Source organism: Vibrio sp. ZF57, from assembly GCF_001691235.1.
Taxonomy (GTDB): domain Bacteria; phylum Pseudomonadota; class Gammaproteobacteria; order Enterobacterales; family Vibrionaceae; genus Vibrio; species Vibrio crassostreae_C.
Genome location: NZ_MAKD01000097.1, coordinates 194,152 through 220,726, shown reverse-complemented (window position 1 = coordinate 220,726; position 26,575 = coordinate 194,152). Strand labels below are relative to the sequence as shown.

Below are 26,575 nucleotides of genomic sequence, written 5' to 3'. Positions count from 1 at the left end.
CGATCAACGATCAACGATCAACGAGAAGTTGTAGCAATGGATATAAAAAAACCACGCATCATGCGTGGCTCTTAGATTGACACTAACGGGATAGAATCAATGAATAGAGAGCTCTAAACAACACCTTCAGAAATCAGGCTATGTTTGTTCAGCAATCGGTACATGGTTGCACGCGAAACTCCAAGCTCCTTAGCGGCCAACGATACTTGACCACCATAAGATTCCAGAACAATCAGCAACGCATCTCGCTCTGAACGCTCACGGATACTTTTGAGACTGCGGCGCTCATCATTCTGTTTTGGTAAATCCAGTTGGTGATCCTCAATGATCACAGCATCAGACATCAACACAACACGCTTAATCTGATTCATCAGCTCACGCACATTTCCAGGCCAATGGTATCGATTCATCGAACGGATAGCATCGTCTGAGAAGCTCTTCGCTTGAGCATTAAACTCTTTCGAGTACTCACGCAGAAAATGATTCGCCAGTACTGAAATATCGCTCACACGTTCTTTTAAGCTTGGAACATGAATACGCAGAACATTGATATAGTGATAAAGCTCTTCATTGAAGTCGCCCTCGATCAACGCCTTCTCGATATCAGAGGAGTTCGCGGCCAGAATACGCACATCGACAGATTTAGGTCCATTCGCAGTTTCAATCTTACCTTCTTGTAGAAAGCGCAACAGGTTCAGTTGTTGATTGCGTGGCATCGCTAAAACATCATTAAGCAAGATGGTTCCGCCATCGGCTTCTTCCAACATACAAGGCGCAGTCGCTGACTGTGCTGATATGCCAAACACCTCGGCCTCTATTCTCATTTCAGACAAGGCACGACAGTTAACCGTTAAAAATGGTTTCTGTGCTCGCGACGAATTTTGATGAATCGAGCGTGCAATCGTCTCTTTACCAGCCCCACTCTCGCCATAAATCAAGATACTGACATCAGTCGGCCCAATACGCTTTACTTGGTCTCTCAAGCGCTTCACGGCCACAGAATCGCCTAGCAGTCCCATGTTGTTATTGATGCCGTAGTTTGGCCATACCTTCTGCTCAAGCTTAAGCATACCCAGTTGGTGACCAATGGTACTCAGCAATTGAGCATCTGGGATTGGTGCCGTGAAAAAGTCGATACAGAAGTTGACGATAAACTGGCAGATCGTATCAGAGCTTAATTGAGATTCACGGATAAAGGCGAGCCATCTCACCTGCTTGTTATTGCTCACAAGGTTAGCAATACCGTTGAGACTGAACTCATCATGACTAAGATCGACAATACCAATACATGGGCCAATATCAGCAATCAAGGCATCGGCTTTTCGTAAATCTGCACACTGGGTACACTGCCAACCCACTTGTTCTAACACTGATAACCAGGGTTCGTACGCACCACCAACGACGATAAGAGAACCTGGTAAGGAATCCATCTTAAATTGAGTTCCCATCCTTCTTCCTTATTCTATTTTTATTTAAATCAGACTAATACGAGTCACTGCTTCATCGTTCGACAAAATGCCGCGAGAGCGTATTCAGCGCAGAGACGTATAGTAGTGAGACTATCTTAGATTTTATGTCTCAATAGTAAGACTATGTCAGAAATAACGATTTTTCGAATCAAGAGTGCGGTACAGACTAGGTTTTGAAGCCCCAAAACAGAAAAAGCCACCCGAAGGTGGCTTTTTACTTCTTCTTGAAGATAAAAGCGGCTTTCCCCGGAAAGCCGCGATGAACCTTTTTAATTACATAGGCTGTTACGCCCTATAAGCGAGAATTACGCCTGTGGACGCATTGCCGGGAACAAGATCACGTCACGGATTGTGTGCGTGTTTGTAAATAGCATTGCTAGACGGTCGATACCGATACCTTGACCCGCTGTTGGCGGTAGGCCGTGCTCTAGTGCAGTAATGTAGTCTGCATCGTAGTACATCGCTTCGTCATCACCCGCGTCTTTCGCGTTAACTTGCGCTTTGAAACGCTCGTCTTGGTCTTGTGCATCGTTAAGCTCAGAGAAACCATTCGCAACTTCACGGCCACCGATGAAGAACTCAAAACGGTCTGTGAAGAACGGGTTGTCATCGCTACGACGAGCTAGAGGAGAGATGTCCGCTGGGTAGCCAGTGATGAACGTTGGTTGAATTAGCTGAGGCTCAGCCGTTTCACCAAAGATCTCTTCTAGAAGCTGACCACATGTCCAGAACGTTTCTACGTCTACGTGTACAGATTTTGCGATAGCAACCATCTTTTCACGGTCTTGTAGGTCTGCTTCTGTTAGCGCTTGAATCTCAGCGTGCTCAGGGTTGTAGTGTTTGATTGCATCGAACATGCTCATGCGAGCGTAAGTGCCACCGAACTCAACCGTTTCGTCACCGTAAGGCATAGAAGTAGAACCAAGAACGTCCATTGCTGCCGTGCTTAGCATCTCTTCTGTCAGATCCATAAGGTCTTTGTAGTCAGAGTACGCTTGGTAGAATTCCATCATTGTGAATTCTGGGTTGTGACGTGGAGATAGACCTTCGTTACGGAAGTTACGGTTGATCTCGAATACACGGTCAAAACCACCCACCACTAGACGCTTAAGGTAAAGCTCTGGTGCAACACGTAGGTACATGTCGATGTCTAGTGCATTGTGATGAGTGATGAACGGACGTGCAGTTGCGCCACCCGGGATCACGTGCATCATTGGCGTTTCAACTTCTAGGTAGCCTTTCGCGCTCATGAAGTTACGGATTGAAGATACAAGCTTAGAACGCACGATGAATGCATTACGAGAATCTTCGTTCACGATTAGGTCAACGTAACGCTGACGGTAACGCATCTCTTGGTCAGTTAGACCGTGGAACTTCTCTGGTAGAGGACGAAGTGCTTTAGTCAGCAATTCAAACTCTTCCATGTTCACGTAAAGGTCGCCTTTACCTGATTTGTGAAGCGCACCTTTAACACCGATGATGTCACCGATATCTAGGCCTTGGTACTTCTCTTTCAGTACTTTTTGAACGTCTTTCGCTGCGTATGCTTGGATACGACCAGAAGTTTCTTGAATCGCAAGGAATGGACCACGCTTCGCCATAACACGACCAGCGATCGCAACGATGTGGTTAAGCTCTTCTAGCTCTTCCTTAGTCTTCTCACCGAATTCCGCTTGAAGATCGCCAGCTAGGTGCTCACGACGGAAGTCATTTGGGTGACCGTTAGCTTTGCAGTTTTGGCGGATGTGATCCAGCTTGCTGCGGCGCTCAGCGATTAGTTTGTTCTCTTCAGGTGAAGAAGCTTCTTGTGCGTTTTCGTTTTGAACAGCATCAGTCATTAGAGATGTACCCTGCTTTTAAAATTTGGACCGCTATATTTTTGCAAATATAGGCATTTTTACCAATATTATTGGTAAAGCTTAATAGTTGATAAAGCTTACAGACCTGATTTCAGGCTAGCTTCAATAAACTTGTCTAAGTCACCGTCAAGAACCGCTTGAGTATTACGGTTTTCGATGCCGGTGCGTAAATCTTTGATACGAGAATCATCCAGCACGTAAGAGCGGATTTGACTGCCCCAACCGATGTCTGATTTCGTCTCTTCGCTCGCTTGTTTTTCAGCATTTTGTTTTTGAATCTCAAGTTCAAAAAGCTTAGCACGTAGCTGCTTCATCGCTTGATCTTTGTTCTTATGCTGCGAACGGTCATTCTGACACTGAACCACAGTGTTAGTCGGAACGTGAGTAATACGTACCGCTGATTCCGTGGTGTTTACGTGCTGACCACCAGCGCCAGAGGCACGGTATACGTCAATACGTAGGTCAGAAGGATTAATGTCGATCGTAATGTTGTCATCAATCTCAGGATAGATAAACGCAGATGCAAATGAAGTATGACGACGACCACTTGAATCAAATGGTGACTTACGAACTAGACGGTGAACACCAGTCTCTGTGCGTAACCAACCGTAAGCATACTCACCAGAAATACGTACCGTTGCGCCTTTAAGGCCAGCAACATCGCCATCCGACACTTCGATAACTTCAGTCTTGAAGCCTTTCGAATCTGCCCAACGTAAGTACATGCGCAACATCATTGAAGTCCAGTCTTGAGCTTCTGTACCGCCCGAACCTGACTGTAAATCGATGTAGCAATCTGATGCATCGTGATCACCAGAGAACATACGACGGAATTCCAGCTTCTCTAGCTTAGCTTCAAGCTCGGCCAGTTCTGGTTCAATTTCATCGAACGTTTCTTGATCTTCTTCTTCAACCGCAAGCTCTAATAGGCCATCAACATCCTCAACACCTTGGTCAAGTTGGTCGATCGTTTCTACTACCGCTTCCAATGCAGAACGTTCTTTACCTAGCGCTTGAGCACGCTCAGGTTCGTTCCATACATCCGGTTGTTCTAATTCTGCGTTTACTTCTTCTAGACGCTCTTTCTTAGCGTCATAGTCAAAGATACCCCCTCAGGATATTTGTGCGCTCAGACACATCCTGCAGACGGTTTTTTATAGGATTGATTTCAAACATTTTAGCTCATCATTTATGAGTAGAATTTAACCGAAGAATTGTACTCAAAAGTGTGACGGAGATACAGAATTTTTTAGAGTGGTGAACCAAGATTCAACAACTTAATGGGATATAAAATTGACAGGCATAAAAAACACGTAAATTTTGTAAGGGCAGGAAGGAAAACAAGCCCTGTTTTTGAACAGAGCTTGTTGAATTTGGCACTATATGATGAGCATTATTGAGCCCAAAATCACTATTTGGCTTCGATATGATCAATCATCAGCTGCAACGATTGGTTGCCGCGAAATTCGTTGATATCGAGCTTAAATGCAAGATGAACGGTTTTTACTGATGCATCAGGCCAGCGACGTAGGTCGACGTTAAAGGCAATACCGTCAATCATCACATTGGTTGGGTGGCCTTTGTAGAGCGGCTCAAGCATCAGCTTAAGGTGCTTTTCACCCACCAGCTTTTGGTGCAGCACTTTAAACTCACCATCGAAGATTGGCTCAGGGAAAGCTTGTCCCCACGGGCCACCTGAACGCAGCGTTTCAGCGGTGTGCATCGAGAACTCTTCTGGTAACAGCTCACCATCAGACAAGATAATGCCCTTCAGTGCTGTTTCTCCAAGTTCATTCTTCACCACATCATTGAACAGCTTGCTGAAGCGTTCAAAGTCCTTTTCCATGATGGTTAAACCAGCCGCCATTGCGTGGCCACCAAATTTAAGAATCAAGCCAGGGTTTTGAGTATCAATTCGGTCCAATGCATCACGCATGTGCAGACCCGGAATTGAACGACATGAACCTTTGATACTGCCTTCGCCGCCATCTGCAAACGCAATCACTGGGCGGTGGTATTTGTCTTTGATACGCGAAGCCAAAATACCAATCACACCTTGGTGCCAATCACGTTGGAATAGTGCCAAGCCAGAAGGTAGGTCGTCTTTACCAAATTCAAGGCGCTCACAAAAAGCCATCGCTTCTTGCTTCATACCCTCTTCGATCTCTTTACGTGTTTGGTTCAAGCCATCTAACTCACTCGCCATTCGACGAGCCGCATGGATGTTGTTACTCATTAGCAGCTCAACACCAAAAGACATGTCGTCTAATCGACCAGCTGCATTGATACGAGGACCAAGAGCAAAGCCAAAGTCAGACGCCACCAAACGCTTAGCGTCTCGCTTAGCAATTTCGATCAAGGCTTGAATGCCCGGACGAGCTTTACCCGCACGAATACGTTGCAAACCTTGATGAACTAAAATTCGGTTGTTTTCATCGAGTGGAACCACGTCGGCAACCGTACCCAGCGCCACAAGGTCAATCAGTTCCATCAACTTAGGTTCTGTCATGCCGCGCTCTGCAAACCAACCCAATTTACGCATGTGAACACACAATGCCATCATCAGGTAAAAAGCGACACCAACCCCCGCTAGGGCTTTCGAAGGAAAAGCACAACTTTCAAGGTTTGGGTTAACCATAGCATCGACCATTGGCAGTTCATTGCCCGGCAAGTGATGATCGGTAACCAGAACCTCTAGCCCTTTCTCTTTAGCAAAGCGAACACCTTCAATTGAAGATACACCGTTGTCGACCGTCATGATCACTTCAGCACCAAGCTCGATTGCCTGTTCAACAACCTCAGGGCTCAAGCCATAACCATCTTCAAAACGGTTTGGTACCAGATAGTCGACGTTAGAGCTGCCGAGCATACGTAACGCTAAAACAGACAGCGCCGAGCTGGTCGCGCCATCGGCATCAAAGTCACCAACAATGATGATGCGTTTTTGCTGCTGAATAGCTTTGAACAACAGCTCAACCGCAGCATCAATGCCGCCCAGTTTTTGATAAGAGTGCAAGCCTTTCGCTGCTGTCTCTAGTTGGTCGGCACTGTCGATTCCACGACTCACATAAATGCGCTTTAACAAGTCAGGTAAGTGAGCAGGTAAGACTGAAATGTCGACCTCAGGACGGCGTTGGATCTCTATCATATAAAAATGGGCCCGATATCAATCAGGCCACTCCTTAAATCAAAAACATGGGGGATAAATTGGCAATACAGAAAACGAGATTATTGCTCTAAACGTTGAAGAAGTTGTGCTGGCGGTAAGTAACCACTCACCAACTCACCACTTGCTAGCACGATAGCCGGTGTGCCATTGATGCCAAGCTCACGACCCAGTTGGTATTGTTTAGCAATGATCTGCTTTTGCTCTGCTAGGTCTTTACCAGACGCTGGCATTTGACGGTTTACTTTAGCGTCATGCATCGCTGTTTTTGGATCATCTGACGCCCAGATTGCTGCCATTTGATCGGCAACTTGCCCTGTCGCACCTTGGCGTGGGTAAGCCATGTAACGAACGGTGATACCCAAATCGTTGTAGCCTTGCATTTGGCTGTGCAGACGAACACAGTAGCCGCACGTAATGTCAGTAAATACCGTCACAACATACTTTTCGTTATCGGCTTTGTATTCAATAACCGTATCCGACATCGCTGCCACTTTTTCAGCATTCAGCGGAGCTTGACGCTCAGCCAAAACATCACTGAACTTTCCGTTTTCATCCAAAGAGTAAAGAGTGCCGGCTAGAAAGTGATCGCCCTCTGGAGAAGAAAAGATAATGCCGCTGTTGGTTTGAACTTCTAAAAGACCATCGATATCCGAAGGCACAATCTTATCGACCTTAATACCGATTTTTTCAAAACGCTTAGTTAACGCAGCTGTATCAATAGCTTGAGCTGGAGCAGCTTCTACGGCTGTTGATGTTGTTTCTACTTTCGCTTCTGATGCATTACATGCAGTAATCATAAGAGGAAGCGCTAGTAGAGGAAGACGGCGTAATACGCTCATTAAGTTCACCTTAAAAATAAATGGATTTAAGCACGTGGGTGATGCTGCGCGTGAATTTGCTTCAGCCTTTCAGTCGCCACGTGAGTATAAATTTGGGTTGTCGATAAGTCACTATGCCCAAGTAACATCTGTACGACCCTGAGATCTGCGCCATAGTTCAGTAAATGCGTCGCAAAAGCGTGTCTCAATACGTGTGGTGACAACAGCTCTGTATCGATCCCAGCGACGACCGAGTAGTGCTTAATACGATACCAGAACGTCTGACGGGTCATTTGCTTGGCGCGTTTACTCGGAAAAACCACATCAGAACTGTTTTCGCCAAGTAGATGTGGACGACCTTGTTCAATAAAAGTCTCTATCCAATCCACCGCATTTTCGCCCATTGGTACTAAGCGCTCTTTGCCACCCTTACCAATAACACGCACCACGCCCTGTCTTAGGCTGATGTTTTCCATCGTCAAGCTAACCAGTTCTGTCACACGCAAACCGGTTGCATAGAGTAACTCAAGCATCGCCTTATCGCGAAGCTCAATCGGATCGTTCGGATCTGGCGCATCGAGCAAAGCATCAACCTGCTCTTCGCTCAAATCTTTCGGCAAGCGTTGCGGCAGCTTCGGGCTGATCAACAAGGCACTTGGATCATCGCCTCTGATTTTCTCGCGGTGCAAATATTGGAACAAGCGACGAATCGCCGACAACATACGGGCACGAGAGGTCTGCTTAAAATCGGCGTCGGCTAACCAGCCTTGATAATCCTGTAAACCTGAAAGGCTAATGAAGTCGAGGCGGTAATTGTTCTTTTCCATCCACGCTAATAACTTGGACAAATCGGTACGGTACGAGACAAGCGTATTCTCCGATAATCCTCGCTCCATCCACATAGCATCTAAAAACTGCTCAACGAGACCGTGGTCTGCGCTCTGCCCTTGAGGCGACTGCATAGTGTTACTCACAATATTGGAAACTGTTTTGAGAGTATGCCAGAGCAAATATGAATGCCATAAAAATTACGACTTGAGCGGATAATCGCTGCAATCGAAGTCGATTTATGGTTAGAATTCGCCATCTGAAATTAAAATCGAACGTTTGCTATGAAAATTGGATTATTTTACGGCTCAACCACCTGCTACACAGAAATGGCAGCAGAGAAAATTCGCGGCATTATTGGTGAAGACCTAGTTGATATCCATAACGTGAAAGAAAGCCCTCTTTCATTGATGGCGGACTACGACCTTTTATTGCTGGGCATCTCGACTTGGGACTTCGGTGAAATCCAAGAAGATTGGAATGAACTGTGGGAAGACATCGCAACCACGCCTATGAAAGGCAAGGTTGTGGCTCTGTTTGGTTTGGGTGACCAAGAAGGCTACGGCGAATGGTTCCTAGATGCGATGGGTCTATTGCATGATGAACTGAAAACCGCGGGTGCAGAGTTTGTTGGCTTCTGGCCAAACGATGACAGCTACGAGTTCGAAGCGTCTAAAGCGTTAACCGAAGACAAATCTCAATTCGTTGGTTTGGCGCTTGATGAAGATTCACAATACGAGCTAAGCGACGACCGTATCGCAAGCTGGGTTGAGCAAGTACTGGTTGAGTACAGCGAAAAGCTATAACCAAACAGAAGTACTCCCGGCTAAGTAGCTAACCAAGTAACTAGCTGGATATAAAAAGACCACAGAATACAAAAAGGCCTCATTACTGCGAAGTAATGAGGCCTTTTCTATTTCATCTCGAAGGACAATCTAATCTCAACGGAAGATTAAACAGTCTCCTCAGCCATCTCTTGCTCTGTTGATTTACCAACGAAGAACATACAGATGATTGCAGCAGTCGTTGGAAGCAACCAACCCATACCGATCTCAAACAGTGGCAGCATCTTAAGTGCAGACACGTCTACACCCGCTACTTTAGCGCCATCAATAAGAGCAAACAGCAGTGACACTAATACTACTACGCGGTAAGCCACTTTTGGATTAGGGAAACGGCTACGTAAGAATGTCAGAGCAACCAACGCGATAGCGACTGGGTACAGTGCAAACAGTACTGGAACAGACAGAGAAATCAGTTGAGAAAGACCAACGTTCGCAACGGTTGCACAAGCTACACCATTGATGATTACCCAAGTCTTGTAAGACAGAGGCGTTAGCGAGCTGAAGTAATCAGAACATGCTGACACAAGGCCAATCGCCGTAGTTAGACATGCTAATAGTACGATCACAGAAAGCACTAGCTGACCAGAAGGACCAAACAACGATTGAACGTATAGGCTTAAAATAGCACCGCCATTGTCTGCACCAGCTGCGACTGTTGCACTTGTTGCGCCTAGGAAAAATAGAGAGATGTAAACAAACGCCAGACCCGCTGCGGCAATACAACCCGCGCTAATTAGGTACTTAGTCGTCGCTGCACGGTCAGTAATGCCCTTGCTACGAATCGCATCAACAATCAGCATACCAAACATCAAAGAAGCAAAAGTATCCATGGTGTTGTAGCCTTCAAGGAAACCTTTGGTTAGTGGTTGAGTGATGTACTCACCGTGAGCCGCAAGAATATCGCCTTGAGGGTTAACGAATACAGCAATCGCCAGCACAACCAAACCAACGAACAGTGCAGGTGTTAGCACCTTACCAATGACGTCAATAAGCTTACCTTGCGACCATGAGAAGAACATCGCTACTGCAAAAAATGCAATCGAAAAGAGAGTTAGGTGAGCTTGAGAGGCATCGATGAAGAACGGTTTCACCGCCATCTCATAGGCAACAAGGCCAGTACGCGGTGCAGCAAATGCAGGACCGATAATGATAAAGATCAGTACAGCCATGATGGTTGCTGCTTTCTTAGGAAGATCTTTAGTTAAGTGACCCCAAGAGCCACCAGCCACTGCGACCGCGACGATAGTGATTAACGGCAGACCAACGGCAGTCAGCAGAAAACCAGACATCGCTGGAAGGAAGTGATCACCGGCTAATTGGCCAGCTAGAGGTGGGAAGATGATGTTACCCGCACCCAAGAAAAACGCAAAAAGCATAAAGCCCAATGCCATTATATCTGTTAGTTTTAGACTCTGTTTCACAGATAATCCTTAATTATATTTATGAATTTATGTTGTGCTTACATGAATGTTACAGCTCAAAGCTGCCAATCAATCTATAAAATAGTCGCGCATAATGACGAAACAACTGGCTAGCTGCAAGTCACCACACAAAAACACCATATAAATTTGCATATGAGAACAAAAAGCAGTGGATTCCACTAGCTATAGAAAAATAGCCACAATTATAAACTAACCATAATGCACAACAATATTCTTCCAAGCAGAACATTGATTCATACAAGCGGTTAACATTAGAGCTAATCACTTAAAATATCTCGATACTCAGAACATTAATGAAAGACAAAACAGTGCAAACTAAAAGCTTCAATTTTAAGCAATTCTCAATTTACGGCGGGAAAAGCGGTATGCCAGTCAGTACCGATGGCGTATTACTTGGCGCTTGGGTAAGCCTGCCACAAAGATCATGTGTACTCGATATTGGAACCGGGACAGGTCTGCTGGCTTTGATGGCTGCGCAGCGTTTTGAAGATGCTTCAATCTCTGCGATAGATATTGATCAACACGCTATTGATGCTGCCACTGTCAATATTGAGCAGTCGCCTTGGCAAAATCGTATCTCCCTTGATCACGGCAGCGTGTTAACAACCGACTTTCCACAAAGGTTTGATGCGATCATCTGTAACCCGCCCTACTTCAACTCTGGAGAACAGGCGCAGCAAAGCCAAAGAGCCACCGCCAGGCACACCGACAGCTTGGATCATTTAGCGCTTGCCCAGCGTTGTTTCGAGATAACAACCGACGCCGCGACTGCCAGTTTCATCCTACCGACGCCTGAGGGGGAAGGTTTTATCAAGCTTGCCGAGCAATGTGGTTGGTATCTAGCAAAACGCCTTGATGTAAAAACAACAGATAAAAAGCCAGCTAGCCGAATTTTATTCGAGTTATCTAAAGATCCTGCTTGCGAGCAAGATTTGCAGCGCGAATCGCTTACAATTCACCATCAAGGTGGTTATAGCGAAGCATTTATTGCGCTCACTAAAGATTTTTATCTCAAGATGTAGCAAATACCATGTGATCCTAATCACTAATGCTTCTATAATGTCCGACTACTCTTTTTTATCGTCTGCTTTTTGAGGCAGAAACATTTATTGCTTGTGGAGAAACAACAGTGATCAGAACCTTTGCAGAACTCGATCTAAACCAAGAGCTGCTTAAAGCAATTGACGAAATGGGCTACGAACGTCCAACACAGATACAAGCTGAAGCAATCCCACAAGCGTTAGATGGAAGAGACGTTTTGGCTTCTGCGCCAACAGGTACTGGTAAAACAGCATCATTTGTATTGCCAGCACTGCAATACCTACTGGATTTCCCACGTAAGAAATCTGGCCCTGCACGTATGCTTATCCTGACGCCAACGCGTGAGCTAGCAATGCAGATCACCGAACAAGCACGTGAGCTTGCTAAATACACCAGCCTAAATATCTTCACGATCACGGGCGGTGTGATGTACCAAGAGCACGCAGATATCTTAAGTACCACTCAAGATATCGTAGTAGCAACACCTGGCCGTTTGATGGAATACATTGAAGGCGAGCGTTTTGACTGTCGTGCGATTGAATGGCTGGTTCTAGATGAAGCCGACCGCATGCTAGACATGGGCTTTGGTCCTGTTGTTGACCGTCTGTCTGCAGAGTGTCGCTGGCGTAAACAAACTTTACTGTTCTCAGCAACGCTAGAAGGTAAAGGCATTGAAGGCTTCACTGAAGATCTACTGAAAAACCCAGCGGAGATCGATGCGAAATCATCACTTCGTGAGCGTAAGAAGATCACTCAGTGGTACCACCGTGCAGACACAGCAGAGCACAAGCTGAACATCCTAAAGCACGTCATCACAGAGCAAGCTGAGCGCAGCATCGTATTCTTGAAGACGCGTGATCGTCTAGGTGATCTACGAGCTCAACTTGAAAGCGCGCAAATTCCATGTGCGTGGATCCAAGGTGAAATGCCTCAAGATCGTCGTAACAACGCGATTGCTCGTTTCCGTGACGGCTCTGTAAACGTACTACTAGCGACTGACGTTGCTGCTCGTGGTATCGACCTTCCAGACGTAAGCCACGTAATCAACTACGACATGCCACGTACTGCTGACGTATACCTACACCGTATTGGCCGTACTGCTCGTGCTGGTAAAAAAGGTAACGCGGTTTCTATCATTGAAGCGCACGATCAACTAATGATTGAGCGTGTGGCTCGTTACACAGACGAACCAATCAAAGAACGCTTTATTGAAGGCATGCGCCCTACGCATAAGAAAGCGGCCGTGACTAAGAAGAAGAAGCCGAAGAAAGAAGATAAGAAAGCGGTAGAGAAACAAAAAATCGCGAAGAAGAAAAAAATCGCGAAGAAAAAGAAAGCAGCAAAGAAGAAGTAATCTACCAGCTTCAACGATTCAATAAAAAAGCCCCATGCAGTTCGCTGCATGGGGCTTTTCTCTATCTGGTCTGTTATCAGGCTAAAACCGAGAGCTACTCGTTAGCCAAGGACTACTAGTTTTGCTCTTCGCGCTTAAAGACAAGCTCTTTCGCATTCGACTCTTCTTCAACGAAGTAGTAGCCCGCCGTATCAAACTGGGTCAGCGCCTCAACCGAGTCGATCTTGTTCTCGATGATGTAGCGAGCCATCATGCCACGCGCTTTCTTCGCGTAGAAACTGATCACCTTGTACTGGCCGTTCTTGCAGTCTTTGAATACAGGGGTAATCACTTGGCCATCCAAGTTCTTCGGCTTCACGGCTTTAAAGTATTCGTTAGACGCCAAGTTGATCAACACATTGTCGCCTTGAGCATTCAACGCTTCATTCAGCTTGTCTGTGATGATGTTGCCCCAGAACTGGTACAAGTTAGTACCACGAGCATTGGCTAAGCGTGTACCCATCTCTAGGCGGTATGGCTGCATCAAATCTAATGGCTTAAGCAAGCCATATAACCCAGAAAGCATGCGCAGGTGGTCTTGTGCGTAGTCAAAATCTTCATCCGATAGCGTTTCAGCGTCTAGGCCAGTGTATACATCGCCTTTAAAGGCTAGGATTGCTTGGCGTGCGTTGTCTTGGGTAAAGGTCTCGCTCCACTGCTCAAAGCGCGCTACGTTCAACCCTGCGATTTTATCGCTGACTTTCATCAGTGCAGAAATATCTACTGGCGTCAGTTTGCGGCACTCTTCAATCAGCTCAGCAGAGTGTTCAACAAACTCAGGCTGACTAAAGCGTTCCGTCGCTAATGGTGATTCGTAATCAAGTGTTTTGGCTGGAGAAACGACAACTAACATAACTTTACCCTAATCGGTTATCTAACTGGATGCTGCTAGAGTATAGAAAAAACATCAACTTGTCTTTATGACTGTTCCTATTACTTCGATAGGGAGAATGAGCTTCGATAGACAGAATGAGACAAATGACAGGCAAACAAAAAGGCTAAGGTCGAAACCTTAGCCTTTCTAATCACTTTAGGATGAGCCGTTTATCGCTCCAACAAGATTACTTCTTGTTGTTGTCCCAAATACCGTCTTCCAGCTGAGACTTAAGCTCTGGGAAGTCATTCGAATCGAATGTTGGTACTTTACCCGCGTCTAGTTGGCGGTTGTAGTCTTTCGCTAGCTTAATCACGATACCTGATAGCAGGATAATCGCCACCAAGTTAACAATCGCCATTAGGCCCATCGATACGTCAGCCAGTGCCCATACCGTTGGTAACGTCGCTAGAGAACCGAACATAACCATACCCAGAACAACGATACGGAACAGCACTAGGCCCTTCTTGTTGTTGTGCTCAAGGAAGATAAGGTTCGTTTCAGCGTACGAGTAGTTTGCAATGATTGAAGTGAAAGCGAAGAAGAAAATCGCTACCGCTACAAAAATGCCGCCCCATTCGCCCACTTGTGCTGTTAGTGCACGTTGCGTTAGTTCGATACCCGTTACTTCACCGTGTGGTACATACTCACCAGACATCAGGATGATTGCGACTGTTGCTGAACAGATAACAATGGTATCCATGAACACGCCTAGCATTTGCACGTAACCTTGTGATGCTGGGTGCGGTGGGTAAGGCGTAGCAGAAGCTGCTGCGTTTGGCGCAGAACCCATACCCGCTTCGTTCGAGAACAAACCACGTTTGATGCCGTTAATCATCGCTTGTGCGATTGCGTAACCTAGGCCACCCGCTGCTGCTTCTTGCAGACCGAATGCACTCTTGAAGATAAGAGCCAGTACTTCAGGCACTTTCTCGATGTTCGCGAACATCACGTACATAGCGATCGCTAGGTAAGCCAATGCCATGATTGGAACGATGATTTCTGCTGTGCGTGCAATCTTACGGATACCACCGAAGATAACGAACGCAGAGATGATTACGATACCAACACCAACGTAGCTACGCTCAAGGTCGAATGCCGTATTCATTGCGCTTGCAATCGCGTTCGCTTGAACCGCGTTGAATACAAGACCAAATGCAATGATGAGGAAGATAGAGAATAGAACCCCCATCCAACGCATGCCTAGGCCTTTCTCCATGTAGTATGCAGGGCCGCCGCGGTAGTTACCGTCGTTATCACGCGTTTTGTATAGCTGTGCCAGTGTGCTTTCTGCAAACGATGTTGCCATACCTAGCATTGCGATTAGCCACATCCAGAAGATAGCACCAGGGCCACCAGCGGTTAGTGCTACAGCAACACCTGCCATGTTACCCGTACCTACACGAGCAGCGAGACTAGTACAAAGAGCTTGGAAAGAAGAGATACCAGCACTGTCTGCTTTACGGCTGTTTCTAAGAACAGAGAACATGTGGCCGAAATGGCGGAATTGAATGAAGCCTAGTCGTACAGTGAAGTAGATACCCACACCAACCAGTAAGTAAACTAAGATAGATCCCCAAAGGAGATCGTTCATCAAATTGATTAAGTCTGTCACGTGAACCTCGTAATTGAGTTTAAGCACCGATCATGCTTCCTAGCCTTCCTCTTAATCGCCTATGCCTCTGTCAATGTTGTGTCGGCACTCTTGTTATATTCTTGCGGCGATTGAGACTGTAAATGTCGCTTCATGCATCCATTTTACGTATCAGTGTATTTTTTGACGGGCGGATAATGCAGCGAGACGGCCTAAAAATCAATATGCAAACACACTTATATTAAAATGACATTTCACTAATAACACACCTTTTGTTAACACAACTTTCAACAATGCAGCCCAATAAAAGTCACATTATCGGGACATAATATCAACAACAGCCACGGCACTACCCCAACAAGAACACCATCCTATAAAAATGACGTCAGCCTAGGTTTTACAAGGTATAGTGAAGATCTTCGTTTTTTTCTAGGCCAATGAGATCCCTATACCGCACGGTACCATGTGCACTTCAATGCATTGTAGTCAAAACGCTATTCCATTCGCACAATGAATTAACATTCAATAACCCCCAATTTAATCGTTTACTTAGGTTTGTTTGCCTGTTTTTTATACATAATAATTCTCACAATGTGTGAGCATGCATAAGAAAATAGAACAAAAGCTTCATGGATTTGAAACAAATGAGAAACAAATCAAAGTTATTGTGAGCCTAAATATGATATTTATTGGTTCGTAAGAACTAGTCCCACGGAAGGAGATATGGCTTATGGATAGCTTTCAATTCGATGAAGTATCAGAACTAGAAATGCCTCGTGTAACTCAAAAATCACGCTCGAAACCACTCAAGCGTAAGTGGCGTGAAATCGAAGCCATCAACGATCGTAGGCAGCTTGAGAAAGAGCTGAGAGAGATGAACCTAGGTCTTGATTTTAGCCTTGACGATATAAAGCTTTAATCAGCACGATAAGAAATCAGATAGCAAAAGGCACCTATATAGGTGCCTTTTTTATTTTTTGAGGTAGTTAATCCGCTCAAAGCGCCATTTAGAAACCAACCCTCTAATATAGAGGACACCTAAAAATAGGTGCACCTCAACATTACAACGGGCTAAACACACTCTTGTTCATTTTGTCGAACCCGAGCCGCGAGTTGGCGATATTGATCGGCGATGGTCTCTCCAAAAACAGGGTCATCTTCCGGTTGAAGCCATTGAGACTCCACTTCTTGCCAATCTTTCACCGTGAACGCCTCAACAATCATGGGTAGCACATGCTTCTCTTCATATTCCATGTGCTTTCGCTGAGCCATAACAAACGCTTCAAGCTGCTCAATAAAGACTTGCTGAGGAACCACCGCATCTTGAAGGATCATATCGACCAAACCTAAAAAGTCCGCCGTTTTCTCAGAAAGCAATTGATGCTCTAACTCCAAGTCTTCAATCGCTTGCTCGCTGCCATATTGCTTAAGATAGTAGCGATAAATGACGTCTTCTTTAGGGTGATGCACTTTGTCTGAATGGTTCATAAGGTAATGAACCACCTCTGCGATCAGGCTATAGTTTATTTCTCGCTCCTGTTTCAGAAACTCTAACTTACTGTTGAGTATCGCGAGTAAACGAGCCATATAGCCATGCTCTCGTCTTATCCTTTCAATCATCATAGTATTGCACTCCATTACATCTACTATTTATAAGTGTATACGAATATGCTGATTTATGATTTGACCCTGCTCAGAAAACCACCAACCTACACTTCTGTTGGTAAACGCCAGTCAATAGGTTGTTGATCCATAGAAGAAAGCAGCTTGTTGGTTGTAGAGAAATGCTGACAACCGAAGAATCCACGGCGTGCCGATAATGGCGATGGGTGAGGTGCAACCAACACATGATGCTTGTCGTCATCAATCGCTTGACCTTTCTTCTGGGCGTGTGCGCCCCACAACAAAAAGATGATCGGTTCAGAGCGCTGATTGAGCTCAGCAATAATGGCATCGGTAAAGGTTTCCCAGCCACACTTAGCATGTGAGTGTGCTTTTGCCTCTTCGACTGTAAGGACTGTGTTCAACATCAACACCCCTTGCGATGCCCAAGAATCGAGATAACCATGACTAGGAATCTCAAAGCCCTCTATATCTTGTGCAAGCTCTTTGTACATATTGCGTAGAGAAGGTGGGATTTTCACACCAGGAAGCACTGAGAATGCTAAGCCGTGAGCTTGGTTAGCACCGTGATAAGGATCTTGCCCTAAGATAACCACTCGCACGGATTCGAAAGGCGTCATATCAAAGGCACTGAACACCTGTTCTTGTGGCGGGTAGACGGTTTTACCACTATTACGTTGCTGTTCAACAAACGCGAGGACACTCTGAAAGTACTCTTTATCACGTTCATCATTAATAATGGATTCCCAAGTCTTTGGTGCGGTCATCGTTTTACTTCCCAATCATCAAGGTTTCTAGCGGCTTTCGCCAGACAAAAAAATAGCTGTATCGGCTAACTGTCCTAAATAAGGCTCTAGTTATACCTCATACAGCTATCAATAAACATGATGTGTAGGGTTCACTTGTTGATGAATCATAATAATCAGTTCAAGTTGTGCTTATCTCGATTAACCACTTTTCTGCTGTGTACGATGGTGGCCGTGGTTATGCACGTGACGGTTTGGTGTAGGTAAACGGCGTGCGACAGCAATAGTTGAAGTTTGGGTGATTGAATACATAAAGGCACCTCCTCTAAGACATCGTGAACTACATATTCACTTTAATACTATGAAAGAAAGGTGCCAATTTTTAGAAATAGACGGAAATAAATTTCCCCCTCTATTATTACGCTTGTTCGCTCGCTAGCGTTGCTGAGCGATGAAACATTCTAAGTTGTTGAATTTCCTCTTTCCAGATCGTCGAATCAATGGTTTCCAAGATAAGAGGGATACCATTAAAGCGAGAATCAGAGGCAATATACTCAAAACAATCCCAGCCAATTTCGCCTTTTCCTAAAGAATGGTGTCGATCGACTCGGCTCGCGAACTCAGCTTTTGAATCATTGATGTGCATTGCTCTTAGATAGTGCATACCCACGATGCGGTCGAACTCAGCAAAAGTATGCTCACACGCCTCTTTTGTACGTAAGTCATAGCCAGCAGTAAACGTATGGCAGGTGTCTAAGCACACACCCACACGTGACTTATCTTCTACCTGCTCGATAATCTCGGCTAGATGTTCAAACTTCCAACCCAGATTAGTGCCCTGCCCAGACGTATTCTCGATCACTGCGATTACGTCAGGTACCGCTTGATGAGCTAGGTTGATCGATTCAGCGATCTTCGCCAAACATTCGCTTTCTGAGATTTTCTTTAAATGACTCCCAGGATGAAAATTAAAAAGCGTTAATCCAAGTTGATTACAACGCTCCATTTCATCAATAAAAGCCGCGCGTGATTTCTCTAGCTTCTCTTCTTCTGGTGCTCCTAGGTTAATAAGGTAGGAGTCATGAGGAAGAATGTGCTCAGCACCGAAGCCCAACATTTTGCAATTAGCTTTAAAGGCACTAATGGTTTTCGCTTCTAGCGGTTTTGCCGCCCACTGTCTCTGGTTCTTGGTAAACAGTGCAAACGCATTGGCGCCAATTTCACGTGCACGCATAGGCGCCTGATCAACTCCACCAGCAGCCGAGACATGAGCGCCAATAAACTTAATATTTGTTTCCGGTTTTGAGGATGAATTATTGTTTGTCATTAAATCACTTTACACTTTCAGAATGCTTAATAAATAAAGGGTCGTATCGGTTGTAGTTCAATAAAAACACAACAAATGTAGTAAACTTACAACAAATATGACTGTTAAATATTTTTTATACTTTAAAATATTTTGTAATTACTTTGTTTTCAAAGGTTTTATTGATTTACCTCAATATAATCACCTTTGTAAAAATATGGTTTTTGGTTGTTTTTTGACTTAAATCAATGTTAACCTTACTAATATTAGGTATATATTACCCAGCTCAATAAAAATCGAAAGTTAACACCATAATCAAACCACATTCAGTGGACTAGGAGATAGTTATGATCCAAGGTATTCAAATTACTAAAGCAGCAAACGATGACCTACTAAACTCAATCTGGCTACTAGATAGCGAGAAGAATGAAGCTCGTTGTGTTGTTGCTACTGCAGGTTTCGAAGCTGACCAAGTTATCTCAGCTGCAGACCTAGGCGAGTACGAAAGCCGTGAAGTTGCAATCGAAGCAGCACCACGCATCGAAGGTGGTCAACACCTAAACGTTAACGTTCTTAAGCGTGAAACGCTAGAAGACGCAGTTGCTCACCCAGAGAACTACCCACAGCTAACTATCCGTGTATCGGGTTACGCTGTACGTTTCAACTCTCTAACAACTGAACAGCAACGTGACGTTATCGCACGTACGTTCACTGAGTCTCTATAATTTTTAGAGCTTAAATTAGAATACAAAAACGGCGCTCATTGAGCGCCGTTTTTATTTGTTCGAAAAACAAATGGACGTTACGGTTGAACTCGACGAAGCACAGCTTTTAGCGCTTCAAAATCGTTATCAAGATCTTCAGACAACAATTCCATCACCGCGTGTTTTGCTAGCGGGCCAGGCAGTTCGATATCAGAACCTAGGATGTCATCAACCACTTCTTTGAATTTCGCTGGGTGTGCTGTACACAGGAACAAGCCAGTTTCGTTCTCTTGCAGTTGCTCTTCCAGTAGACGGTAAGCAATCGCACCATGTGGCTCACATAGGTAACCTTGTGCTTTTAGGTCGCGAACTGACTCAGCGCTCTGCTCGTCAGATACTTTACCTTTGCCTAGTGTATCTAAGCCCCAACCTTTCAGTTGGCAAAGCTCTTCGATACGAGGCCAGTTGTTTGGTTGGCTTACGTCCATCGCGTTCGATGTTGTCGCAACAGTCGGTTTTGGATCCCATTGACCTGTTTCTAGGTAACGAGGAACAGTGTCATTTTCGTTAGTTGCTGCGATAAAACGCTTAACAGGTAGACCTAGCGCTTTAGCCAATAGACCAGCCGTTAGGTTACCAAAGTTACCACTTGGTACAGAGATAACGAGGTTTTCACGTTGCTCTTTAGTCAGCTGAGAAGCCGCCTCAAAGTAGTAACAGATCTGAGCCATTAAACGGCTGATGTTGATCGAGTTTGCCGAATTAAGACCGATCTCTTTACGCAGTTCAGCGTCATCAAATGAGTCTTTAACTAGAGCCTGACACGCATCAAAGTCACCATCAATCGCCACAGTGTGGATGTTCTTGCCAAGCGTACAGAACAGCTTCTCTTGCAGTGGGCTGATCTTGCCTTTCGGGTAAAGAATCACAACATTGATGTCTTCCATGCCGTAGAAAGCATGCGCAACCGCCGCACCAGTATCACCTGATGTTGCCGTTAAGATAGTGATTTGACCACCATCAGAAACAGCTGCTAAAGATTGAGCCATAAAGCGGCCACCGAAATCTTTAAACGCCAGTGTTGGACCGTGGAAAAGCTCAAGCGCGTAAACGCCGTCTTTTACTTGGTTGATTGGTGCAGGGAATTGGAACGCTGCATCCACCATTTGGTCGATCTGTTCTTTTGGTAATTCATCACCAATCAATGCTGACAGAATCTTTGAGCTACGAGGGACAAAGTCCTCTGCTAGCAGCGCATCGATATCATCAAACTTTGGCAGTTCAGATGGGAAAAATAGACCTTGATTACGGCCTAAGCCTTGACGAACGGCTTGGCCAAAAGAGACTTGTTCATCATTTTCTTTGATGTTGTACAGTTTCATAACTCACTTCCTGTAACGATCGAACCCTGCTTATCTAGGCGACAAACGTGAACGAATCCTTCTTCATTTTGTACGTAATTTTGTTCTAACCAGCGTGCAACACGCTCGGCGACATCTTGTTCTTTGCAAATGCTAAATAGAGTTGGACCACTACCAGAAATACCAGTAGCCAGTGCCCCAGCTGACAGCGCGTATTTACGAGCATCAGCAAACCCTGGAAGCAGTTTCTCACGATATGGTTCAGCGATCACGTCTTTGATCATCTTCGCCGCCAGTTCAGGTTGACCTGAATGACACGCGTGGATAAAGCCCGCTAAGTGACGACCATGAGCAATAATATCCTGACGACGATATTGAGATGGTAGGATCTCTCTCGCTTCAGCCGTTGAAACCTTAATACCCGGATAAGCCATTACCCAGTACCAGTCGTCAAAACACGGTACTTCTTGGCTGATGATGCCTAGCTCTTCAAGCATGAGCTGCACACCACCAAGGTAACATGGCGCAACGTTATCGTAGTGGATACCACCTGAAATCTTGCCTTCCATTTCACCCATCAGAGCAAGCAGTTCAGTTTCATTCAGGGGCTGACCGTGAAAACGGTTTAGCGCATCCAGTGCCGCGACGATTGAACATGCACTAGAACCCAAACCTGAACCGATAGGCATGTTCTTTTCTAGTGTCATTTCTAAAGGCTTTAGCGTAACGCCTTTTTTATCAAGCTCTCTCGAGAACACCACCCAGCAGTCGTAAACGATGTTTTCTTTTGCTTCAGTTGGCAGCTTAGAAACAAAGCTGCCTGCAGTTTTAAGTGAGAATGGTTCATCACCGGCTTTAACCATAACTCGGTCACCTAGCAGCGTGCCATCCACTGGAGACACAGCGGCCCCCAGCACATCAAACCCTACACTGACATTACCGATTGATGCAGGAGCATAAACGACAACATCCATATCACTTGAACTCATTCTTAAACTCCTAATTTCCAACCAAGAGTACGCATCACATCAGAGAATACGCCAGCAGCTGTTACTTCAGTACCCGCGCCGTAGCCACGCAGTACTAGAGGGATTGGTTGGTAGTAACGGCTGTAGAATGCTAATGCGTTCTCGCCATCTTTAATCTTGAACATTGGGTCGTCGCCATCAACAGCAGCGATACGAACCTTACACTTACCTTCAGCGATTTCACCCACATAACGAAGTACTTTACCTTCTTCTGCTGCGATAGCTGACTGCTCTTTGAAGTAAGCATCCGCTTCTGGTAGGCGAGCCATGAACTCTTCAACCGTACCTGAATCGTCAAAACCCGGTGGCAGAGCTTGGTCTACTTCAACATCTTCAAGTTCAAGCGCCATGCCTGCTTCACGAGCAAGAATAAGCAACTTACGCGCCACATCCATACCAGATAGATCATCTCGAGGATCCGGTTCAGTGAAGCCGTTATCTTTTGCAATATTGGTTGCCTGGCTCAGTGTCATACCTTCATCAAGCTTGCCGAAGATGTAAGACAGTGAACCTGAAAGAATGCCGTTGAACTTCTCAAGTTCATCACCTGCAGAGATAAGGTTCTGTAGGTTTTCGATGACCGGTAGACCTGCACCTACTGTTGTCTCGTACATCAGCTTACGACGTGAGTTGCGTGCAACTTCACGAAGCTGATGGTAGTAAGCCATGCTTGCTGTGTTTGCTTTCTTGTTTGGTGTTACTACGTGGAAACCAGCCGCTAGGAAATCAGCGTACTGCGCCGCAATACCTTCGCTAGACGTACAATCAACCAATACTGGGTTGATGATGTGGTTACGTTGAACCAAAGCCGCTAAACGCGCTAGGCTGAACTCTTCAGTCGCACTCGACATACGGTCACGCCACTGCTCTAACGGTAGACCATCGCTGTCTAGCAACAAACCTTTACTGTTTGCTAAACCACATACGCGAATCACGATGCCTTTTTCAGCCAGTTTGCCTTGCTGACGTTGGATCTGGTCAACAAGCTCGCCACCAACACCGCCGACACCCACAACGAATACATCTAGGAAGTGCTTAGAGTTAAATAGGTTCTCGTGACACGCTTTGATTGCTTCAGAGATTTTGTCTTCAGGGATAACCGCTGAAATAGCGCGCTCTGAAGAACCTTGAGCAATAGCAACAATGTTGACGTTCACTTCAGCTAAAGAAGAGAAGAACTGAGATGCTACGCCGCGTGAAGTGCGCATACCGTCACCCACCAGCGTTACAATCGCAACGTCATCCATGAACTCAACCGGCTCTAACAGGCCATCTTTAAGTTCAAGTTCAAACGCGTCTGACAACACTTGTTTCGCTTTCACCTTATCAGCCGATTCAATACAGAAGCTGATGCTGTACTCAGAAGAAGATTGAGTAATAAGGACGATAGAAACGCCGGCAGAAGACATCGCGCCGAATACACGACTCGCCATACCAACCATGCCCTTCATACCTGGGCCTGATACGTTAACCATCGTTAGGTCACTTAGCGTAGTGATGCCTTTGATTGCTAGGTTATCTTCGCCAGTGTCTTGGCCGATCAAAGTACCTGCACCCTGTGGGTTGAAGCTGTTTTTGATTAGGCAAGGAATATGGAATTGCGCGATAGGAGCGATAGTCTTCGGATGTAGAACCGAAGCGCCGAAGTAAGAAAGCTCCATCGCTTCTTGATAGCTTAGCGATTTAAGAAGACGAGCATCATCCACTAAACGCGGGTCACAGTTGTAAACACCATCGACATCTGTCCAGATCTCACAACAATCAGCGCGTAGACATGCCGCTAGAACCGCCGCTGAGTAATCAGAGCCATTACGACCTAGTGTGACTAGCTCACCTTTTTCATTACCCGCAGTAAAGCCAGGCATGATGTTAACGTGACCTTTAGGAAGTGGAGATTGTTGGAAGTTCTGAGTAGAGACATCCACATCGACCATAGCTTCAAGGTGATCGCCTTTAGCGTATAGGTATTGGACAGGGTCAATCAGGCTTGCTGGTTGGCCTTTCGCTTCCAGTACCGCTTTCATTAACTGGATAGAGATTCGCTCACCTTTACTGATGATGCGAGCATTAACGTGGTTCGGGCACATACCAAGTAGGTTGATGCCATTCACGAACTGCTTTAGCTGAGCAAGAGAGGTATCCACCTGCTCTTGAAACGCGGCACCATCGATAGAAGGCACGACCGCTTTGATCTCTGCAAACAGTGTGTTAAATGAAGATTCGATCTCTGTAATCTGTGCGTCAGCTTCACCATTTTTCAGTGCAGCTTCAATAACAGCGACCAACTTATTGGTTGTTTTTCCTGGAGCCGATAGTACAACGGCTAGCTCTTCTTGCTGGGCATTATTAGCGATGATATCAGCCGCTCGTAAAAAACGATCTGCATCAGCTAATGATGAACCTCCAAACTTTAAAACGCGCATCCCTTTCTCCATAAGTCATAAAAATGGTACAAAAAAAGGCCTGTATCTTGTTGGATACAGGCCTTTTTTTTAAAATCCGTTACTTAGCAGCCTGCCCCAACAATGTTAATGTCGGTAATAATAATGGTTGTGGTCATTACTAGGTGGCTTACGTGCTGCATATCAAATTCTCTGCTTGTGCTTTACTCTACGTGTATCAATTTTTACCACTGGACGTCAATGAAAAGTTGCGTTTTTTTTACATTCGCACCGTTTTTCAGAGCAAACCGTCATTTAAGGGATAAAACACCCTGTATAAACCTTCACTTAAGATACTGGATTTACTCATTGAACAGGCAAGAGTGATCAATTGCATATATAGTCATAACAAAATGCTATATCGATTGTGCAGCGAAAGTACAAGTTCTGTGCTTTAATTGAACGATAACGTTCGAAGAACAATAATAATGACATCAGGAGTGGGAAATGAAGAGATTACTTATTCTTTTGGCTTTTGCTATGCCTGTTGTTTGTTCAGCGAATAGCTTGCCTCTACTACCCAGCCAGATCGATAGTTCTTCTCATAAATTCTTTATCTCCACACAAAACGCGTCGAGTGAAAGCTTCGATACTTGGAAGATAGACAGTGGCTACTCTTATAGCTTGTTTTCAGATGTGGATCTTTACGTCGGTACACGTATCAATAGTGCGGCACTGAAACAGGAAAGTGGATTCTTGAGTGGTGTCAGTTATCAGTTCTCAGAAAGAGTCTCTTTTAACAGTTCTCTACACACCTATAAAGACGAGACCGAAGACAATGAGAAATCGGTAGCCGCAGAGGTTTCCAGCCGAGTGCAACTAACAGATAACCTAGATTTGCATGCCACCCTTGATTATGAAGAGTGGCAGCAAGGTGTTGAAGTGGGACTAGGGTTTCGCTTTTAGTCTCTTTAGCTTGTTCTTTATTAACAGATTAGTGCGGATTGAGATCCAAACTTTTAGTACATCACAAACCATTCCCCGTTCTAATCTATCAACGGCATTCAATTTGAGTCAGTTACGATTCAATTAACAGCTCAGATGAAATTAACACGCCATTCCAATCGGCATAAATATAGTCACCAGGCTGAATCAGTTGATTATGTATAGAGAGTGTCACATTCACTTGGCCGACACCGCGTTTCTCTGTTTTGAATGGCGATGCACCTAACGCCTGAACGCCAAGGTCCATTTGCGACATCATGCCTACATCACGCACCGCACCGTTTACAATCACGCCTTCCCAACCGTTTTCTATCGCGAGAATAGCGAGTTGATCGCCAAGCAGCGCCTTCTGGCATGAGCCATTTCCGTCAACGACAAGCACTTTGCCACAGCCGTCGGTCTCTAAAACCTCGCGAACCTTGGAATTATCGTGATAACAACGAACTGTTACAATTTTTCCAAAGAACGCACCACGTTGGCCGAAGTTCTGCAATGGCATGTTCAGTAGGGTGACTTCGCTTTCAAACTCATCACACAAGTCGGGTGTTATATCGTGCATATATCCTCCGTGAGTAAGGCGTTACCGGTTATGTCAGGCTAGCCTCTATGCTTTTATATGTTATTAAAATTAATCCTTTGTTTTCATTGTTCTATGCTCAATTTATTACTCAATAAAAGTTGATTGAGCATATTTATCTACTAGACTCTTAAGACAGCTTTCAGCTTCCTTGGTTCATAATCCGGTCTTTAGCAGGCAAGATGTGAGAAGCATCTCGAATAATCATTCTTGTTTTGGTGCTAAATAGTCACCATAACATTGGTTGAGTTGTAGCCATACTATTAAAGTTTGTTGCGATACGGCAATTGATGTAAATCAACAAAGTGAATGGAATTAACATTCTCGCGTTGTTAGCATGCTGTTAACATTATAGAATCCACTCCAATCACTAAAAGAATGATTGAAAGGCGTACTGGATCTACGTTATTGGGCAATACTTCAAGGAAGGCAGATAGCTGGAAGTAAGTGTTTTTTTGAAAACTTTAAGTTATCATCAAAAATACATTACCTGTATGTTATGTTTTTGCCTA

At 45.1% G+C, this 26,575-nt stretch carries 22 protein-coding genes, 1 pseudogene and 1 other annotated feature; of the genes and pseudogenes, 7 read left to right on the top strand and 16 right to left on the bottom strand.

Translation table 11 applies throughout. The features are described from left to right. Window positions 1–113 precede the first annotated feature (113 nt). The 6 genes from vpsR to xerD form a co-directional block, all read right to left on the bottom strand. Window positions 114–1,448: a cyclic-di-GMP-binding transcriptional regulator VpsR gene (gene vpsR, locus A6D97_RS15230; protein ID WP_017062873.1), complete on the bottom strand. Its 1,335-nt coding sequence runs from the start codon at window positions 1,446–1,448 to the stop codon at window positions 114–116. A 326-nt stretch (window positions 1,449–1,774) separates the two neighbouring features. Continuing rightward, window positions 1,775–3,307, bottom strand: coding sequence for a lysine--tRNA ligase (lysS, locus tag A6D97_RS15225; RefSeq protein WP_017059330.1), 1,533 nt, complete (start codon window positions 3,305–3,307; stop codon window positions 1,775–1,777). A gap of 98 nt (window positions 3,308–3,405) precedes the next feature. Further along, a protein-coding gene (gene prfB / locus A6D97_RS15220) for a peptide chain release factor 2 (RefSeq protein WP_100208942.1) occupies window positions 3,406–4,504 on the bottom strand; the annotation gives its coding sequence in 2 pieces (ribosomal slippage) (window positions 3,406–4,428 and window positions 4,430–4,504; 1,098 coding nt in all). 235 nt (window positions 4,505–4,739) lie between these two features. Then, a complete protein-coding gene (gene recJ, locus A6D97_RS15215; RefSeq protein WP_017059329.1) occupies window positions 4,740–6,476 on the bottom strand; it encodes a single-stranded-DNA-specific exonuclease RecJ in 1,737 nt (578 codons plus the stop codon). Window positions 6,477–6,556: 80 nt separating this feature from the next. Continuing rightward, complete coding sequence (locus tag A6D97_RS15210) at window positions 6,557–7,336, bottom strand: thioredoxin fold domain-containing protein (RefSeq protein ID WP_017062874.1); 780 nt, start codon at window positions 7,334–7,336, stop codon at window positions 6,557–6,559. 26 nt (window positions 7,337–7,362) lie between these two features. Beyond that, a complete protein-coding gene (gene xerD, locus A6D97_RS15205; RefSeq protein WP_017059327.1) occupies window positions 7,363–8,277 on the bottom strand; it encodes a site-specific tyrosine recombinase XerD in 915 nt (304 codons plus the stop codon). 150 nt (window positions 8,278–8,427) lie between these two features. On the opposite strand from xerD, the gene fldB reads away from it, so the two are divergent. Then, window positions 8,428–8,949 (top strand): flavodoxin FldB, encoded by a 522-nt coding sequence (gene fldB, locus A6D97_RS15200; protein WP_017062875.1) that lies wholly within the window; start codon window positions 8,428–8,430, stop codon window positions 8,947–8,949. Between the two features lie 146 nt (window positions 8,950–9,095). On the opposite strand, the gene brnQ is transcribed toward fldB, so the two are convergent. Further along, window positions 9,096–10,409, bottom strand: a complete 1,314-nt coding sequence (gene brnQ, locus A6D97_RS15195; protein WP_065584721.1) for a branched-chain amino acid transport system II carrier protein — start codon at window positions 10,407–10,409, stop codon at window positions 9,096–9,098. Between the two features lie 314 nt (window positions 10,410–10,723). Between brnQ and A6D97_RS15190 the strand changes: the two genes are divergently transcribed. Together A6D97_RS15190 and srmB are read left to right on the top strand one after the other, a co-directional pair. After that, complete coding sequence (locus tag A6D97_RS15190; protein WP_017062876.1) at window positions 10,724–11,452, top strand: methyltransferase; 729 nt, start codon at window positions 10,724–10,726, stop codon at window positions 11,450–11,452. A 107-nt stretch (window positions 11,453–11,559) separates the two neighbouring features. Further along, window positions 11,560–12,825, top strand: a complete 1,266-nt coding sequence (gene srmB, locus A6D97_RS15185) for an ATP-dependent RNA helicase SrmB (protein WP_017059323.1) — start codon at window positions 11,560–11,562, stop codon at window positions 12,823–12,825. 115 nt (window positions 12,826–12,940) lie between these two features. Here the strand turns inward: srmB and yaaA are convergent, their stop codons facing one another. After that, window positions 12,941–13,717, bottom strand: coding sequence for a peroxide stress protein YaaA (gene yaaA / locus A6D97_RS15180; protein ID WP_017059322.1), 777 nt, complete (start codon window positions 13,715–13,717; stop codon window positions 12,941–12,943). A 208-nt stretch (window positions 13,718–13,925) separates the two neighbouring features. Then, window positions 13,926–15,353, bottom strand: coding sequence for a sodium:alanine symporter family protein (locus tag A6D97_RS15175; RefSeq protein ID WP_032545312.1), 1,428 nt, complete (start codon window positions 15,351–15,353; stop codon window positions 13,926–13,928). Between the two features lie 709 nt (window positions 15,354–16,062). Between A6D97_RS15175 and A6D97_RS15170 the strand changes: the two genes are divergently transcribed. Then, window positions 16,063–16,251 (top strand): DUF3545 family protein, encoded by a 189-nt coding sequence (locus tag A6D97_RS15170; protein ID WP_017059319.1) that lies wholly within the window; start codon window positions 16,063–16,065, stop codon window positions 16,249–16,251. 152 nt (window positions 16,252–16,403) lie between these two features. On the opposite strand, the gene A6D97_RS15165 is transcribed toward A6D97_RS15170, so the two are convergent. The 3 genes from A6D97_RS15165 to nfo all read right to left on the bottom strand — a co-directional run bounded on the left by A6D97_RS15165 (window position 16,404) and on the right by nfo (window position 19,028). Next, on the bottom strand, window positions 16,404–16,955 hold the full coding sequence (locus tag A6D97_RS15165) for a hemerythrin domain-containing protein (RefSeq protein ID WP_065584720.1): 552 nt from the start codon (window positions 16,953–16,955) through the stop codon (window positions 16,404–16,406). An 86-nt stretch (window positions 16,956–17,041) separates the two neighbouring features. After that, on the bottom strand, window positions 17,042–17,722 hold the full coding sequence (gene ung, locus A6D97_RS15160; protein WP_017059317.1) for a uracil-DNA glycosylase: 681 nt from the start codon (window positions 17,720–17,722) through the stop codon (window positions 17,042–17,044). A gap of 397 nt (window positions 17,723–18,119) precedes the next feature. Then, window positions 18,120–19,028: a deoxyribonuclease IV gene (nfo, locus tag A6D97_RS15155; RefSeq protein WP_065584719.1), complete on the bottom strand. Its 909-nt coding sequence runs from the start codon at window positions 19,026–19,028 to the stop codon at window positions 18,120–18,122. Window positions 19,029–19,354: 326 nt separating this feature from the next. On the opposite strand from nfo, the gene grcA reads away from it, so the two are divergent. Then, window positions 19,355–19,732, top strand: a complete 378-nt coding sequence (grcA, locus tag A6D97_RS15150) for an autonomous glycyl radical cofactor GrcA (RefSeq protein ID WP_017059315.1) — start codon at window positions 19,355–19,357, stop codon at window positions 19,730–19,732. A gap of 77 nt (window positions 19,733–19,809) precedes the next feature. Here grcA and thrC read toward each other — a convergent pair whose 3' ends face one another. From thrC to thrA, 3 genes are read right to left on the bottom strand one after another with little or no spacing between them, the layout of a single operon-like run. Beyond that, window positions 19,810–21,093: a threonine synthase gene (gene thrC / locus A6D97_RS15145; protein ID WP_065584718.1), complete on the bottom strand. Its 1,284-nt coding sequence runs from the start codon at window positions 21,091–21,093 to the stop codon at window positions 19,810–19,812. Next, entirely contained in the window at window positions 21,090–22,046 is a 957-nt protein-coding gene (gene thrB / locus A6D97_RS15140; RefSeq protein ID WP_032545653.1) for a homoserine kinase, read from the bottom strand. Before thrB ends, thrC begins: the two co-directional genes overlap by 4 nt. Before the next feature lie 17 nt (window positions 22,047–22,063). Further along, a complete protein-coding gene (thrA, locus tag A6D97_RS15135; protein WP_017059312.1) occupies window positions 22,064–24,523 on the bottom strand; it encodes a bifunctional aspartate kinase/homoserine dehydrogenase I in 2,460 nt (819 codons plus the stop codon). 29 nt (window positions 24,524–24,552) lie between these two features. After that, window positions 24,553–24,671 (bottom strand) — a sequence feature (Thr leader region). Window positions 24,672–24,988: 317 nt separating this feature from the next. Between thrA and A6D97_RS15130 the strand changes: the two genes are divergently transcribed. Beyond that, on the top strand, window positions 24,989–25,447 hold the full coding sequence (locus A6D97_RS15130; RefSeq protein ID WP_017070076.1) for a hypothetical protein: 459 nt from the start codon (window positions 24,989–24,991) through the stop codon (window positions 25,445–25,447). A 112-nt stretch (window positions 25,448–25,559) separates the two neighbouring features. Here the strand turns inward: A6D97_RS15130 and A6D97_RS15125 are convergent, their stop codons facing one another. Beyond that, window positions 25,560–26,045 carry a putative 4-hydroxy-4-methyl-2-oxoglutarate aldolase gene (locus A6D97_RS15125; protein ID WP_017059310.1) on the bottom strand — a complete coding sequence of 162 codons (486 nt, stop codon included), beginning with the start codon at window positions 26,043–26,045 and terminating at the stop codon, window positions 25,560–25,562. 47 nt (window positions 26,046–26,092) lie between these two features. On the opposite strand from A6D97_RS15125, the pseudogene A6D97_RS22235 reads away from it, so the two are divergent. Then, window positions 26,093–26,194, top strand: a pseudogene (locus A6D97_RS22235) (ribonuclease activity regulator protein RraA); the annotation flags it as partial. Window positions 26,195–26,575: the final 381 nt, after the last annotated feature.